This is a genomic window from Corynebacterium singulare (assembly GCF_000833575.1).
GTDB classification, from domain to species: Bacteria; Actinomycetota; Actinomycetes; order Mycobacteriales; family Mycobacteriaceae; genus Corynebacterium; species Corynebacterium singulare.
The window spans coordinates 2,682,774-2,697,938 of record NZ_CP010827.1; the positions used below are offsets into that span (position 1 = coordinate 2,682,774).

The window sequence follows — 15,165 nt, forward strand, 5'->3', positions numbered from 1 at the left end:
GAACTTAACCAAACACGGCTCGCAATCCTACTCAACTCAGCCCCCGAAGAGCATAAAGCGTGGGATAAAGCGTGCCTACGCCATGACCTCACCTTCGAACAAGAATACAGGACTCGACAAGAAATCCTAGATTTCCTCAACTCAGAAGCGACTGATAGTAACGAACTACTATCAAAAGTAAGCCACATCGTAGGACATCCCGCAGTAGCTCGCGACCTCGTAAGCGCATTTAAACAACGTGGCACGGCAGCTCAACGATGGAAAGAAATAGACTCGGAAAACCTACTCTGACCATTCAGCTCACTGACTGAATGTTTCACAGAAAGAGCATCAAGTGTTGAACTAGTACTCAACGTTTGATGCTTTTGTCTTTCTGTTTTCCCATATGAGGGAGTGAGGGAATCTCCGTCAGTTAGGGCACCTAGGCCACCCGCCACAACTTTCCCTATAGAGATATAGAAATTAACTGCACCTCCACACAGAGACTATGGCATAATTCACATCACCTGCACATGCGGTGGCACCTCACTTTGTGCCGTTGCCCCGAGAATCTCTACAGGTGGTTACTGTGAACTCACTCATCCTTGTCTTTATTGGACTCGCCATGATGCTGGCGGGCTATCTGCTGTACTCCCGCTTCCTAGCATCGAAGGTCTACCAGCTCTCAGATAACTTCACGACGCCCTCCCACACCATGGAAGATGGCGTCGATTACGTCCCCACCAACAAGTACGTTCTCTGGGGCCACCACTTCACCTCGGTCGCCGGTGCTGCGCCCATTATTGGCCCGGCGGTTGCCGTCATCTGGGGCTGGCTGCCAGCCTTCCTGTGGGTCACCCTCGGCACCGTCTTTTTCGCCGGCATGCACGACTTCGGCGCGCTGTGGGCCTCCCAGCGCCACCGCGGCCAGTCCATCGGCACGCTGTCTGGCCGCTACATCGGTGCGCGCGGCCGCGCTCTCTTCCTCGTGGTTATCTTCCTACTGCTCCTCATGGTGAACGCCGCATTCGCGGTGGTGATTTCCAACCTGCTCATCTCCACCCCGACGGCCGTTATCCCAACCTGGGGCGCCATCCTCGTTGCCCTGCTTATTGGCCAGGCCATTTACCGCCTGAACTGGAACCTGCCGATTGTCTCCGTCGTTGGTGTGGCCGCGCTCTACGCGCTCATGATCATCGGTGACCGTTTCCCGTTGGCCCTTCCGGAGACTGTCATGGGCATCCCGGACCGCGGCGTGTGGATCATCCTGCTCTTCGTCTATGCCTTCATTGCGTCCCTGCTGCCGGTGTGGGTACTGCTTCAGCCGCGTGATTACATCAACGGCCTCCAGCTCTTCGTCGGCTTGGCCATCCTCTACGGCTCCTTCCTCATCACCGGCCCGGAGGTCGTTGCCCCAAGCGTCTCGGACCACGTTCCGGGCGATACACCAAGCATCTTCCCGCTGCTCTTCGTCACCATTGCCTGTGGCGCTATTTCCGGCTTCCATGGCGTGGTGAGCTCCGGTACCTCCTCCAAGCAGCTGGACAAGGAAGCAGATGCCCGCTTCGTGGGCTACTTTGGTTCCGTCGGCGAAGGCCTTCTAGCGCTGGGAACTATCGTGGCGACCACCTCCGGATTCAAAACGGTTGCTGATTGGGAAAACGTCTACAACGAATGGAATGCCGGCGGCGTGGACGCTTTTGTCCAGGGTGGTGGCTCGCTCATGAACGAGGGCCTGGGAATCCCCACCTCACTGTCTGCCACCATCCTGGCCACCATGGCCGTCCTCTTCGCCGCCACCACGATGGACTCCGGCGTGCGCCTGCAGCGCATGGTGGTCTCCGAGGCTGCCGAGCTCATGGGTATCAAGCTCAGCGGCTTGGTCGCCACCATCATCGCGGTGGGCTGCGCGCTGGGCTTGACCTTCTCCACGGGTGCCGATGGTTCCGGCGGCATGCTGATCTGGCCGCTATTCGGCACCACGAACCAGCTCATGGCTGGTCTGACGTTGTCCATCATCGTGGTCATCCTCACCCAACTGCGTCGCCCAACGTGGCCGGTTATCATCCCGCTGGTCCTCGTCACCGTGATGTCCCTGTGGGCCGCGGTCCTGCAGCTCAAGACTCTCTTCCAGGCGCAGAACTGGCTGCTCTTGGCCATCGATATCGTCATCATCGTCGCCGCCGTGTGGGTCATCGGCGAGGCCATTGCTGCCATCTCCCGCGCGCGCAAGGCGCCGCAGGTGACGTGGAACGATGAGGACGTCGAGCCCCCTCTTCCGGCAGATGCGCGATAAGCTCAGGGCCCTTGGGCGCGGTCTCACCGAGTTCTACTCCGCGCCCTATCGCCGTTCCTTCGCCAGGGCTCAGCAGGAAGAGGACGATCTCTTCATGATGCTGGTCATGTCCGAGGCCCTCGGTGTGCCGAATCCCGCCAGCTTTTACACCCTCGAGCTGCTACCGCTACTGTACGAGGATGTCCATGCCTGGCACACGCGCATGGGCATGGAGCGCTCACCGTTGAACGGAATTTCATGCTGCTAACCCCCATCATGTTTTTCGGAGGCAAGGGCGGCGTGGGCAAAACCACGCTGGCTACCGCCACCGCGCTACGCCTGGCCCAGGAGGGCAGGGACGTCCTGCTCGTCTCCACGGATCCGGCCCACAACCTAGGCCACATTTGGGACGCTGTGCTTTCCGACGTCCCCACTACTGTCCACCCCCACCTCGACCTCATAGAAATCGACCCGGCGCGGGTAACGGAAGAGCACCTGGGGGGCGTCGCCAAGCACATGCGACGGTTTATGCCGGAGCGCCTACACCGCGAAGTCGATCGACACCTGGACCTGGCCCGGCATTCGCCGGGCACGCACGAGGCGGCGATGCTGGAGCGCATCGCGGAACTCCTAGAGTGCCGTGCGGACTACGACCACATTGTTTTCGATACCGCACCTTCAGGACATACCTCGCGGCTTATGGCGCTCCCTGAGTTGATGGCCGCCTACACCGATGGACTGCTCGCGCGGCGCGAGAAGTCCGATAAATTCGGCGCGGTGGTTCGCGGCATGACATCGGCGGAAAAGTCCGTATCCGCCAGCTCCATGGACCCGGTGGACCGCCGAAACCAGGAGATTCGCTCCACTTTGCTCAAGCGGCGGCACCGGTTTGAACACCTGCGCAGCGCACTGACCGATTCCTCCACCACCTCTTTCTTCCTCGTCCTCACCGCCGACCGCACCCCGGTGCTGGAGACTGCCGAGTTCTTCGAGGACCTCACCGCCAACGGAGTGCACGTGGGCGGCCTCGTGGTCAACCGCCGCACGCCGAACAGCGAGGATGACTTCCTGCAGCAGCGTCGAGCCTCCGAGGATGAGGCACTGGATCTTCTGATGCAGAAGCTCCCCCGTCAGCGGGTCGTGGAAATCCCCTGGCTGCCGTATGAAGTTTCTACTCCGGACGCGTTGAGTGCACTGGCGGATTCCCTACCACGAAGTCCTTGAAGCGTTCGACGGGCGGGGCTTCATCCCCGATGCGCCACACCAGTCCCAGCTCGCGGTAGGCCGCGGGTTCCAGCGGGATAAGGTTGCTGGTGTGGAGATACGGGTCATCAAGCGGCAAGAGCGCCGAGCCCAATCCCGCGGCCACCAGGCCGGCCACGGTGGTCAGCTCCATTGATTCGAAGACAAGCCGGGGCGAAAAGCCGGCGTGGGCCGTGAGGTCATCGAGAAGCATGCGCGTTCCATAGCCCGGCAACATGCCGATGAAAGGCTCATCCGCGAAGTCGTCGAGGCGCACACTCGCCCGGCCCGCGGCCCAGTGCCCCTCCGGCACCGCGAGACCGAGGCGTTGCAGTTTGAGCTGGTGCCAGCCCACCGCGGAGTCCGTGCCCGGGCGCGGTCCCACGAGTGCGAGATCCGACTCGCCCGCCAGCACGCGCTCCACAAGCACCCGCGCCGCCCCCTGGTGCAGGCGGATATCCACATGTGGGTGCTCGGTGCGGTAGGCCTTGAGCAGCTCCGGCACCATCCATGTGCCGAGGGAGTGCATAAAATCCAGCCGCACCGTGCCCCGCTCCGGATCCATGAGGCGGGCCACGGCATCGCGCGCAGCGGCCTCGGCGTTGAGCATGCGCCGCGCCTGATCAACAAAGGCCCGCCCCCGCGAGTTGAGCGCGAGACGCCGCCCACTGCGCTGGAAGAGGCTCGCGCCGACCTCCGCCTCGACACGCTGGACGCGGCGGGTTAGCGCGGGCTGGGAGAGTCCGAGGGAATCCGCCGCCGCGCCGACGAGCCCGTGGTCAGCCACGGCGACAACGCCGCGCACATCCTCCAGATTCATGCATACCTCGTATGATTTACTTGCTTTTGACACATTTTACACATAACCGCGGGCAGGCCATGCTTGATTCATGACGAGAACCCGGCGCGCCACCATCGCCATGCTCTTCGTGGGCCTGGCAATTTTTTCCTGCCTCTACCCCACCCAAGCCATGCTGCCCACCTTGGTGGACGACATGGGCATGTCCTCCACCGAAGCCGCCATGACCATTTCCGCTGCGACCGGCGCGCTCGCCATCTGCGTCATCCCCGTCTCAATCATCTCCGAGCGCATCGGCCGTGGAAAACTATTGTTGGCCTCCAGCATCGCAGCAACGCTCATCGGCATGCTCGTGCCCTTGGCCCCCAATCCGGAAATTCTCATCGCCACCCGCGCCCTCCAAGGCGCGGTCATTGCCGGCGCGCCGGCCACCGCCATGGCCTGGATTTCGGAAGAGTTGGAATCACACTACGTCGCCCGCGCCATGGGCCTCTACATCGCCGGCACGACCATCGGCGGCCTCACCGGCCGTCTCATCCCCACCGGCCTGCTTGAACTCACCTCTTGGCGCTGGGCGCTTTTGGGCTCCAGCCTGGTCACACTCATTCTGGCCATCATCGCCGCGATCCTTCTTCCCCACCAGCAGAATTTCACGCCCAAGGAAATTCACTTCCGTTCGGAGCTCAGCGCCATTTTCCGGCACGGGCACGACACCCGCCTCATTCCTCTGTTCATCGTGGCCTTCGTAGCGATGGGCACGTTTGTCTCGCTCTACAACTTCCTCGGTTTTCGGCTCATCCACCATTTCCACCTCTCACCCGGCCTAGCTGGCCTGGTCTTCCTCTTCTATCTCACGGGCACGTGGTCCTCGGCACGAGCGGGCCGGCTTGTCTCGCAGCTGGGCCACGCTACTACTCTCCTGCTTTCCTGCGTGCTCTTCGCAGCGGGGATTGTGCTGTGCGCCGGTCCCCTCATCCCCACCTTGCTGGGAATTATCTTGCTCACCATCGGTTTCTTTGCCGCGCACTCGACAGCCTCAGGCTGGGTAGGCCACATTGCGACTCATGACCGCGCCGAGGCCTCCAGCCTCTATGTCTTCTTTTACTACCTGGGCAGTTCCGTCCTGGGCGCACTGTCCGGCATGCTTTTCGACGCCCTCCCCTGGCCCGGCTTCATCGGTGTCTACGCCGTGCTGGCCCTAGGCATTGCGGGCATGAGTTGGGCTGTGAGAAAAAACGGATAAACTCGGGTTTTATGGATAAGTGGTCGCCCCGCACGTGGCATCGAAAAGCATCCCGCCCGGTCAGCATCTGGATGATGGTTTTTCTCGTCGCCGGCGCGTCTCACATCCTCATCCCCAATTACCGCTGGGTGCTCATCCACCTCTTCACACTGGGCATCCTCACCAACAGCATCATCGTGTGGTCCCAGCACCTCACCGAGAAATTCGTGCAGCTGCGACTTCCTGACTCGGCGCGACCACGGCAGCTCGCACGCATCTACCTGCTCAACGCAGGCGTCATCGTGGTTCTTCTAGGCCAGCTGCTCGTGCAAGCCTGGGATAAACACTGGATACTGACTCAGATTGGCGCCACGCTGGTTGCCGCCGCTGTGCTCTGGCACGGCGTGGTTCTCTATGGCCTGTGGCGCCAGGCAGAGTCCAAGCGCTTCCGGCCGGTCGTCGCCGCTTACGTGGCCTCGGCGTTCTTCCTCGCCGTCGGCGCCGTCCTTGGCGCGCTGCTGGCTGTCCACCCTTCTCACCCGCGTTTGCTCATCGCGCACGTCACCGCCAACGTCGGTGGCTTCGTGGGCTTGGCCGCGGCGGGCTCACTCACCATTTTGTTCCCGTCCATCTGGCGCACCAAGGGCGTGAACCCACGCATGAACTTAAGCTTTGCGCTGTTGAGCCTGGGCGTTATCGCCACCCTCATCGGCTCGGTGTGGAATATCCCTGAGGTCGGCCTCATCATCTACTGCTTAGGCTGGCTAGCAAGCCTGGAAGGCTGGCTGGTCAACGTCCTCACTGTGGCCGAGGAACCACGCGGGCGCATCACCTTCCCCGCTCTCTCCGTACTGTTCTCAGCATTCTGGCTGGTAGGGGGACTAACGTACTACACCGCGCAGCACTTCTTCACCGACGAACCGAAGATTCCTATGCTCGCGCTCGTCGTTGGCTTTGCCGCCCAACTCCTTGTTGGTGTGATGAGCTATCTTATGCCCACGACGATGGGCGGCGGTCCCTCCGCGGTCCGGGCTGGCCTGCAGGAATATAACCGCTGGGGGATTGGGCGCTCCGTCTTCATCAATGGCGGTTTGGCGCTGTGGCTGGCCACGTCCAGCTCTCTCACCATGGTCATAGCCTCCCTGCTCAGCCTCGGCTCCATGGCGCTTCTCCCGGTCCTCACCGCCCGCGCGGTCAAGGCACAAAAGGCTGTGCTCCAGAAGAAAGCCGAGGGCCCTGCCCCCGCGACGGCCACGGATTGGAACCAAGCGTTGATTGCACTTGGTGTCCTCGTCCTCGTCGGCGCTCTCAGTTTCGTCCTCTAGGCCCTCTGCCCCTTCCCCAAGCCCCCAGACCTGCAACCCGAAACGTGCAGGTGGGCGTCGCCAAGCGCGCGGGACACAGGAAATCCCGACCTGGGAGTATGGGGCCCAGGTCTGGGGAAATGGAACGAGGCGGTTAGGCGTCCAACGGTGGGACGCCCGGCGCGCCGGCAGACATCCACTCGCGGACCACAGAGGTGGCGGTCACGTCACCGGCGTTGTAGCGCAGGATCTGCTCACGGGCGTACGCGTCACCGGCCAGGGCGGCGCGGCGGGCATTAACGGATTCCTCGCCGTCGAACTCCTCCGGCCACTCAAACCCCGCAACGGGGGCCACGGTCTTGAGGCTGAGGCCAGCCGTGCCCGCGAAACTGCGCTTGACATGAACAAACATGTCCACCCACTCCTCCGAGGAAATGAACTCCTCCACCTCCTCCAGGCCAGGATGCCGGAAGCGCTGCGCGGAGCGGCGCATCCAGTGGTTTTCACCATGGGCCGAATAACAATACGCGGCGAAGGTCTTGCCCTCCGTGTGGGCCTGGGCACGCACGCCCATGAGCCACTCCCAGAATTCCGCGAAGTTCTCCGCCTCGGCACGGCCGCCCAGCGGCTCCCAAGTCACGAACGGGATGTACTCGCCATTGAGGCGCGCGCCCCACAGGTAGGCACCTTGGTCAAGGTAAGCCTCCATATCGACATCCACCTCGACGTCGGCCCGGGGAACGCTGATTGTACTGCGGCGTAGCAGCGGAATGCCGTCGCGCCAGGCGGCGGCGAGGGCGGAGGGGGTGCCGAGGGAGGCGTCGATAAGCGCCTGCACCGTTGTGATTCCGCGCTCACGATAAGGGTTCGCGCGGTCCCCCGGAAGGAAGAGCGAGATATCATCGCGGGCTTCAAGTTCCGGCTGACACAGGTGCCAGAAGCGGCAGGAGGCACACTCCTTGACGCGGCGCGGGCCCTCCGGAAGGGGCTGGGCCAGTGCAGCATCGACGGGATAATGTGCAGTCTCCGCAACAAAAGCCTGGCTGCGATCCTGTCCAATCGTGGCGCCGCGCCCGGAGTTCAAGCCCACCTCCTCGAGGCCACGGGCGGCGAGAGCCAAACGATAACCATCAATCGCATGATGCTTGACCTTGTATTTCGCCGGCAAAGGCTCGCTCAGCCCCAGGCGGTGCGTGGGAACCACGAGAGTTCGACCATTCTCATTCGGCCGGGCCACGCGGTGGTCAGACACGATGACGGGGCTGTAGTTGTCACCATCGCGGACGAGCAGCTCCACGCGAACCATCCACTCGTCGGTGGAAAAGACCGCGTTCGTAATGTGGGTATAGCCGTACGCAAGCGCCTCAAGCGTGGCCATGGCCCGCTCAAAATCTGTGCCCTCAAGGTCAATGCGACGAAAGCGCCCGGGCCCTGTGCGCGGAATCAGGGCAAGGGCGGCCTCAATGGCCGCGGCGTGACGCTCGGCCCGAGCCTGGCCCGTTGGGGTGCGCGGGGTATCCGGATGTGCGCGGCGCTGCACGAGGCGATAGCGGCAGCCCACGAGGTCCGTGGCGACGAGCACATCTTTCACACCAGGTGAGCTTAGTAGACCACCTTGCTAAAGTTGTAGCGAGACCCTACCGATGAAAAATAAAGGACGTTTCAATGAGCTTGATCAAGAAGATCCGCAAGGCCCGCCGTGAGGCGCGCGCTGAGGTCAAGGCTGCTAAGACCCGCGCCAAGGCCGAGGTCAAGGCCGCCGACAAGGCCAAGCACCGTCAACAGAAGCTGCTGGCCAAGCAAGAGAAGGCCCTCATCAAGTCCGAGGAAAAGGGCCTGAAGAAGCGCCGCAAGCACGAGTACAAGATGGCCCAAAAAGAACTCGAGCGTATTAAAGAAGGCCGATTTAACAAGAACAACGTCAAGCGCTACGCCGGTGCCCTGCGCACCGCTGCTCCGCTGTTGCTGCCGCTTATCTACCGTGGAATTACCGCAGCCCAGCGCGAAATTGAGAACAAGCGCGCGCAGAAGGCCGGCGTGTCCGCTGACCAGCTCGCGTCCTTCGCTGGCCACGGCGCACCGCTCAAGGCTCGCACCGCCGGCGTGCGCAACTCCCTCAAGGACGCCAACGTGCCGGCGGGCTTCAAGCGTGACGTCAAGGAGCGCCTCAACGAGCTTGATGCGGCAATTGATAACGCCGAGTACATGACCGAGCAGCAGCGCCAGCGCGCACACCGCTCGATCTCCGGCGAGATTGACTCCATCAACGCCGATATCCAGGCCAAGCTGCGCGCCTAAACTCCAGCGTCTCCTGTAGCCGCGGCCTTCCCTGGGTCGCGGCTTTTCTGCATTTCCGATGCTTTTGGAGCCCGCCACCCTTAACCTTTAAACGTGGATTTTAAATGCAGAACCACAGCATTCAATCAGTATTGCAAACGCCAGCGATCCACCCAGGGAATTCCACACCGTTTTCCCAAACTCCCCTATTACTTTAAGGTTATGAGACCTCGCCAACCCTATTTCTGAGATATAGTCGGTGACGAGGATAACCGGTTTTAAAACCACACCTCAAAAAGTAACTACTATGTAAAAGTGCTCTTCTAACCCAGCGCACAGGGCTGGGACACTACTGAATGGAGAACCATGGCACGCCGTGAAGTAACGCAGTTCTTTGATGACCTTGATAATAGCCCGCTTACTGAGGAAGAACTTACCGTCATCCGTTTCAGCGTTGATGGCAAGGACTACCTCTTGGATGTTTCCCGCGAAAATGCGGACAAGTTTCATGCCGCGTTGGAGCCTTTTGTCAAGGCGGCACGCCACCCGGTAAAGACGGAAACTCGCCGCTACAAGCCGTCTGATGTTCGCGAATGGGCAGCCAAGCACGGCTACGACGTGGCAGAGCGCGGCAAGATTCGCAATGACGTTATTTTGGCCTACCGCGACGCCAACAATCTTTAAAGAACTCCCTGCTCGCGGGCAGCCGCCACAGCAGAAGTGCGCGAGCGCACGCCTAACTTGTCGTAGATGTGGACGAGATGGGATTTCACGGTTGCCTCGGACAGCATGAGCTCCACACCGATCTCGCGGTTTGAGGAACCGGCGGCAACCAGCTTGAGCACCTCAAGCTCGCGCGGGGTGAGGGAGGTGCGCGGGGTGCGCACTCGCGTCATGAGCTTGTCCGCCACCACGGGTGAGAGTGCCGAGTCGCCCTCCGCCGCGGAGCGCACCGCTGCGAGGAGCTCGGCGGGTGGCGCGTCCTTGAGCAGGTAGCCCACTGCACCGGATTCAATAGCCCCGAGGATGTCGGCGTCCGTGTCATAGTTCGTCACCACGAGGACCTTGGGCGGGTTATCCATGGAGTAGCGGATGGCGGCGGTGGCTTCCGCGCCACCCATAACGCGGGTACCTTCAATGCCCGCACCAAAGCGCAGGTCCATGAGGAGGACGTCGATACCACCTGCTTGTGCAGCGGAGACCGCGGCTTCAGCCGTGGCGACCTCGCCCACCACCTCGATGTCCTCAGCGCCCTCGAGCACAGAGCGTAAGCCCAGGCGCACGATCTCGTGGTCATCGGCAAGCAAGACCCTAATCACGGGCTTCCTCCTCATTGGTACGGTCCGGTCAAATTCTTAATCTACATCGTTATTTAAGGGCACACTAACTGAGACCGCCGTGCCCGTCCCTGGTGTGGATTCAATCACGACGTCACCCCCAAGCTCCTCCGCGCGGCGGCTCATGGCACTGAGCCCAATATGGCCTAATCCGGCCGGCCTATTCTCCACGGCTTCCACATCAAAACCCCGCCCGTTATCAACCACGTCCACGCGCACCTCGTCCGGCTCATACGTGACGGTCACCCGGGCCTTAGTCGCGTGAGCATGCTTGACGACGTTCCCCACCGCGCCCTGCGCAATCCGCAACAGCGCCGCCTCCACCTTCATGGGCAGCTGCTGTGGCTCGCCCTCGACGTCCACCATGACCTCCACGTCACCGGTGGCGGCGAAGTTCTCCGCCATGCGGCCCAGCGCTGCCCCAAGGGAAGTCTCCGAGAGAGCCGCCGGCTGGAGAGCAGCAATCATCGCGCGGGCCTCGTGCAGGTTATCCGCGGCGGTGCGACGCGCAAGTTCGATTCGTTCGTGGGCTTTGGGGATGTTTTCTGAGTCCAGGTCACGATCGGCGGCATGCAGGAGCATTTGAATCGAAGACAGGCCCTGGGCCAGGGTGTCGTGGATTTCATGAGCGATGCGCTGGCGCTCCGCCGTCATGCCCGCTTCACGCTCGGACTCTGCTAGCTGGGAGCGGGTTTCCATAAGCTCACGGTTCATCCTGTTCAGGGCACTGAAGGCATAGGAAATCGCGATGGTGACGAGCGCCGAGACCGCCGGCCCCATGATGCCGCCGAAGGTCAACCCGCCTGGCACCTGCACGAGCACCGCCGCCACCGTGGCTACGAGGACACACACAATGCCGGGGATCATCTCCAGCACGTAGAGGTACACAAAGTACAGGGAGAAGACCAGGTAGATGGCCGCCGGCGCCACCACCATATCCGCCAGCCACAACACCGTGAGGATGGCGAGCCAGCCATAGCGGGCGATGCGCGGCAGTGTCTCTAAGTAGACCGAGCCACCAAAGTAGACCACGGCGAAGGACACGAGCAGCAGCAGGTTAAGCACGCCCTGCCACAGCGGCAAACGCACGGTGGTGAGGATGGCCACCACCAGAAGCGTTGCGGTCAGGATGTGAATACCGTTGCGCAACGCATCCGAGTCAACCGAACGGTGGTCTAGTGTGGAGGTCATGCGCCACAGCCTACTGCCCCGCCTTGCTGCCTGTCTGATCGGTATCAGCCTTGTCACCACCGGCTGCACAGACGGTAATCGGCCCACGGAAGCGACACCGCCCAGCGCCCCCACTGCGGCGACAGGGGCGACGGGAGCTACGGGGGCTACGGGGGCAACTACGGACGACGCCACCGATGACGCGCCCGACTCCCCTGCAGTCACCGGCGACGGCCTCCCCGTCACTGCCTCTGCCGAGGTGACCGACTGGGAAGACTGCCCCTACCTGGACACCCAATGGGTAGCGGATACGAATGGGCAGAGGATGACTCGGTGGGGCGTCGACAAGCGCTTTGGCACCCCTGCCTGCGTGTTCTGGTCTTACCCGGAGGAACCCCAAGCCACCGTCATTGTGCGCGAGATGCCCAGCGTGGACGAGGCGCGCGCCGTCGTTGACGCCGCTGCACCGGTGAATGAAACGGAGCTGGCTGAGTTCGACGGTTGGTCCGGTGGGCGGGGCGTGTTTGAGGAGCACTCTGTCTTCGCCGTGCAGAAAGATACCCACGCGGTTCTCGTGTGGTCGAACCAGTTGCAGACACTCAAGCCGCAACTCATCGCGCAGGAGGCCATCTCCCGCTTGGGGCTCTAGCTACACCGCAACGTCGTTGTACGGCATCATCGCCGATACCCACGGAAAAACAACCTCCATGAGCAAGAAAAACACAGCGATAAGCAGAGCTACCGCCAGCACGGCCTTGACGGCAGTGGGGCCGGGCAACAGGTTCCACAGGGCGCGGTACATTAGTTCTCCTCCAGGACGGCGGGGCGGTGGTTGTCATCCGAGCCAGAAGACTTGGGCTCGCGGTCGGTCTCCATGGCATGGATAATCATGCGCTCCGCGTTGGAGAACTGCGGGTGGCATGTGGTGAGGGTCAACAAGCCCTCGCTGGCCTCGATCCCAGCTTCCGGCGGTGTTCCAGGGATGGGCTGCAGCACGCTGACATCACCAGGAAGGGTGATGTGGCGGCCTTGAATCTTCTGGTATTCCGGTTTCTCGCGCTGCTCTGAGCTGAAGCAGTCCGCCGAAGCGCCGTCAATCGGTAGCACGCGATAGGTAATCCACTCCGTGAACGTCTCGATGACAATGGCATCACACGTCTGAAGGTTACCTAGGTCATTGAACGGCGCGCCTTTCCCCACGCGGTGGCCTGCCACGGCAAAATTCCCCTTCTCACCAGGCATCTGCGTGTCCGGATAGCGCCCTGGCCCGCGCAAGAGATCATCCTCGTTGGTGCCCTCCAGCACGGCGAAGGCAAAGTCCGAACCGAACGCTGGGATATAAAGACGCGCGAAGGCTTCACCCAGCTTGGGCGCGTGCCCCTGGCCGCGCGGGTTGCGCCACTCCTCCTGCAGGGTCTCGTTGGCTTCCTCCTGCAGGTGACCGGACTCAATATTGGTCCAATAAGACTCATAAAGCGCAAAGAGCAAGAGCAGCACGCCGACGGTGAGCATAAGCTCACCAATGACTGAGCTCACCGTTGTCTTTCTGCGCGTCGTGGGCTGTGGCATGGTTCCTACACTAGCCCCTGTACCGTATAGGTACCCCACTCAGGACGAAGAGGAGTCCACGATGCTCGAGTTATTCATGTACCCGGTCTCCGGAATCATGAAACTGTGGCACCTGCTTTTTGCTTCCTTCCTGGATGGTTCACTGGCCTGGATCCTCACCATCGTCTTCCTGGTGGTGACGGTGCGCGGAATCATCGCGCCGTTGAACTGGCTCGCTGTGAAACAAGGCCGCATCGGTGCCCTCATGCGGCCTGAGATGACGGAGCTCAACGCCCAGCTCCGCGAGGTCACGGAGGTTGACCAAGCTGTCGAGCTCTACACCCAGCAGCGCGAACTCAAGGAACGCTTCCGCCACAATCCCATGTTGGGGTGCTTCCCGTCCTTCATTATCGTCCCTGCTTTTATCGGCCTCTACCAGGTTGTCCTCCGGGTATCCGGCTCCGCCAACGAGCCGGTGGGGATGCTGACGCTTGACAACGTCTCCTCCTTCCGCGCCTCCACCATCTTCGGCGTGCCCCTCACGGATTTTGCGCGTGAGCACCACGACCTTGTGCTGCCGATGCTCATTGCCGCGCTGACGTTTACCTCACTGAACACGCTCATCACGCTGTACCGTGGCTACCTCACCACGCTCTTCGATGAGAAGATCCCGCGCCGTTTGCTCTGGCTGATGGCGATCATGGTGGTCATCATCCCGTGGATGCTGTGGACCGTAGCCTGGCACGGCCCGATTCCCGTCACCATCATCTTCTACTGGGGCTGCTCCTACCTCTTCACGCTGCTCCAGACTTTGGTTTACGAGGCGATCCTACGCAAGCGCTACCCGCTTCCCGAGGCCGTGCATGAGCAGCGACGAGAAAGCATTGAGCGGTGGCGCACAAAGGAAAAGAAGAGGAAGAAGAAAGCTGCAAAGGAGCGCTTTAAGGCGAACCCCGAGCAGAAGGAAGCATCCGCGGCGGCCCGAAAACGCCATGCCAAAATCCTGGCTGAGGCCAAGAAGATTGTTAAATCGAATAATCGGCAGGAGGGGCCGACAGCAGCTGAATAGCCAGCTGCTTCGCAGTTACCAGCGGAGCTGACTCACGAGTGAGCCGTGCGCCGGCAAGCCCTCCGTCAAGGAAGATGAGGAGCTGACTGGCCTGGTCTTCTGAGGGGTAACCATTCTTGGCGTTGAGCAGTGCCGTAATGGTGGAGTGCATCCACGAACGGTGTTCCACACACGCGGCAACAATGCCGCGTTCCGCATCGGTTTCCGGACGCGGATATTCTCCCGCAGCGTTGAGGAAGTGCGAGCCGCGGTATTCAATCGTGGGCTGTTCCTCAATGGCTTTGTCAAAGAAGGCGAGGATTTTGCTCTCCGCATCCGTGACATCCTCGGTGCGCTGGTGCCAGTCCGCGCGGTACTGCTCATCAAGCGCCTCAACGTACGCAATGACGAGGGCGTCCTTGGAGCCGAAAAGGGAGTACAACGATGCCTTGGCCACGTCAGCTTCGCGCAGAATGCGGTCGATTCCAATGACACGGATTCCTTCAGTGGTAAAGAGCCGCGTGGCGGAATCAAGTAGTCGGCTGCGCGGGCTCGGGCGATTGCGGCGCGACTTCTTTTCGGCCATTTTTTCTCCTCACATGACAAAACCGGTTCATCTACACAATATAGACAAACCGGTATGTATGTGAAATTTTATTTCTTGCGGCCCGTAATCGCTCCGACGATCCACAGCAGGATACAGGCACCGACTGTGGCGGTGATAATCATGAGGAACCAGCTATCGCTCACATCCTTGTTGAAGAGGGCCAGCAGTCCACCACCAATAAGACCGCCGATAACACCGACGATGAGGTTGGTGAACAGTCCCTGATCGCGCTTCATGATCTTCTCTGCGAGCCAGCCGGCGATGATACCAACGATGATTGAGCCAAAGAATCCGAGACCAAGTCCCATGGTGTACACAACTCCTTTTCGATGATTTGTTGTTTCCATCAACCATGGT

Annotated in this window: 17 protein-coding genes; 9 read left to right on the forward strand and 8 right to left on the reverse strand. The window is 61.2% G+C overall.

The window, feature by feature from the left end:
• Positions 1-568 precede the first annotated feature (568 nt).
• Genes CSING_RS12270 through CSING_RS12280 form a run of 3 tightly spaced genes read left to right on the forward strand, consistent with a single transcriptional unit; the run spans position 569 to position 3,478 of the window.
• Positions 569-2,275, forward strand: a complete 1,707-nt coding sequence (locus CSING_RS12270) for a carbon starvation CstA family protein (protein ID WP_042532719.1) — start codon at positions 569-571, stop codon at positions 2,273-2,275.
• A complete protein-coding gene (locus CSING_RS12275) occupies positions 2,265-2,522 on the forward strand; it encodes a cory-CC-star protein (protein WP_042532721.1) in 258 nt (85 codons plus the stop codon). Before CSING_RS12270 ends, CSING_RS12275 begins: the two co-directional genes overlap by 11 nt.
• Entirely contained in the window at positions 2,513-3,478 is a 966-nt protein-coding gene (locus CSING_RS12280) for an ArsA family ATPase (protein ID WP_042532723.1), read from the forward strand. The genes CSING_RS12275 and CSING_RS12280 overlap by 10 nt, the downstream gene beginning before the upstream one ends.
• Here CSING_RS12280 and CSING_RS12285 read toward each other — a convergent pair.
• Positions 3,426-4,316, reverse strand: coding sequence for a LysR family transcriptional regulator (locus CSING_RS12285; RefSeq protein WP_042532725.1), 891 nt, complete (start codon positions 4,314-4,316; stop codon positions 3,426-3,428). The genes CSING_RS12280 and CSING_RS12285 overlap by 53 nt on opposite strands.
• 70 nt (positions 4,317-4,386) lie before the next feature.
• Between CSING_RS12285 and CSING_RS12290 the strand changes: the two genes are divergently transcribed.
• On the forward strand, positions 4,387-5,538 hold the full coding sequence (locus CSING_RS12290; RefSeq protein ID WP_042532728.1) for an MFS transporter: 1,152 nt from the start codon (positions 4,387-4,389) through the stop codon (positions 5,536-5,538).
• 11 nt (positions 5,539-5,549) lie between these two features.
• On the forward strand, positions 5,550-6,842 hold the full coding sequence (locus CSING_RS12295; protein ID WP_042532729.1) for a hypothetical protein: 1,293 nt from the start codon (positions 5,550-5,552) through the stop codon (positions 6,840-6,842).
• Between the two features lie 133 nt (positions 6,843-6,975).
• Here CSING_RS12295 and CSING_RS12300 read toward each other — a convergent pair whose 3' ends face one another.
• On the reverse strand, positions 6,976-8,412 hold the full coding sequence (locus CSING_RS12300; protein ID WP_084226220.1) for a TM0106 family RecB-like putative nuclease: 1,437 nt from the start codon (positions 8,410-8,412) through the stop codon (positions 6,976-6,978).
• A gap of 74 nt (positions 8,413-8,486) precedes the next feature.
• Here CSING_RS12300 and CSING_RS12305 point away from each other — a divergent pair, with 74 nt between their 5' ends.
• Positions 8,487-9,119: a DUF6474 family protein gene (locus CSING_RS12305; protein WP_042532731.1), complete on the forward strand. Its 633-nt coding sequence runs from the start codon at positions 8,487-8,489 to the stop codon at positions 9,117-9,119.
• Between the two features lie 345 nt (positions 9,120-9,464).
• Entirely contained in the window at positions 9,465-9,782 is a 318-nt protein-coding gene (locus tag CSING_RS12310; protein WP_042532733.1) for a histone-like nucleoid-structuring protein Lsr2, read from the forward strand.
• Here CSING_RS12310 and CSING_RS12315 read toward each other — a convergent pair.
• Both CSING_RS12315 and CSING_RS12320 read right to left on the reverse strand, forming a co-directional pair.
• Positions 9,779-10,417, reverse strand: a complete 639-nt coding sequence (locus CSING_RS12315; RefSeq protein WP_042532736.1) for a LuxR C-terminal-related transcriptional regulator — start codon at positions 10,415-10,417, stop codon at positions 9,779-9,781. The genes CSING_RS12310 and CSING_RS12315 overlap by 4 nt on opposite strands.
• Positions 10,418-10,453: 36 nt before the next feature.
• Entirely contained in the window at positions 10,454-11,626 is a 1,173-nt protein-coding gene (locus CSING_RS12320; protein ID WP_042532739.1) for a sensor histidine kinase, read from the reverse strand.
• Between CSING_RS12320 and CSING_RS12325 the strand changes: the two genes are divergently transcribed.
• On the forward strand, positions 11,625-12,254 hold the full coding sequence (locus CSING_RS12325; RefSeq protein ID WP_042532741.1) for a DUF2020 domain-containing protein: 630 nt from the start codon (positions 11,625-11,627) through the stop codon (positions 12,252-12,254). The two genes, CSING_RS12320 and CSING_RS12325, sit on opposite strands and share 2 nt — an antisense overlap.
• Here CSING_RS12325 and CSING_RS13865 read toward each other — a convergent pair whose 3' ends face one another.
• Positions 12,255-12,407 (reverse strand): hypothetical protein, encoded by a 153-nt coding sequence (locus tag CSING_RS13865; protein ID WP_042532743.1) that lies wholly within the window; start codon positions 12,405-12,407, stop codon positions 12,255-12,257.
• A complete protein-coding gene (locus CSING_RS12335; protein WP_042532744.1) occupies positions 12,407-13,174 on the reverse strand; it encodes a class E sortase in 768 nt (255 codons plus the stop codon). Before CSING_RS12335 ends, CSING_RS13865 begins: the two co-directional genes overlap by 1 nt.
• Here CSING_RS12335 and yidC point away from each other — a divergent pair.
• Positions 13,128-14,222, forward strand: a complete 1,095-nt coding sequence (gene yidC / locus CSING_RS12340; RefSeq protein WP_236683983.1) for a membrane protein insertase YidC — start codon at positions 13,128-13,130, stop codon at positions 14,220-14,222. The two genes, CSING_RS12335 and yidC, sit on opposite strands and share 47 nt — an antisense overlap.
• Here the strand turns inward: yidC and CSING_RS12345 are convergent.
• Both CSING_RS12345 and CSING_RS12350 read right to left on the reverse strand, forming a co-directional pair.
• Positions 14,179-14,787, reverse strand: coding sequence for a TetR/AcrR family transcriptional regulator (locus tag CSING_RS12345; RefSeq protein WP_042532748.1), 609 nt, complete (start codon positions 14,785-14,787; stop codon positions 14,179-14,181). The genes yidC and CSING_RS12345 overlap by 44 nt on opposite strands.
• 68 nt (positions 14,788-14,855) lie before the next feature.
• A complete protein-coding gene (locus CSING_RS12350; RefSeq protein WP_042532750.1) occupies positions 14,856-15,116 on the reverse strand; it encodes a GlsB/YeaQ/YmgE family stress response membrane protein in 261 nt (86 codons plus the stop codon).
• Between the last annotated feature and the right edge of the window lie 49 nt (positions 15,117-15,165).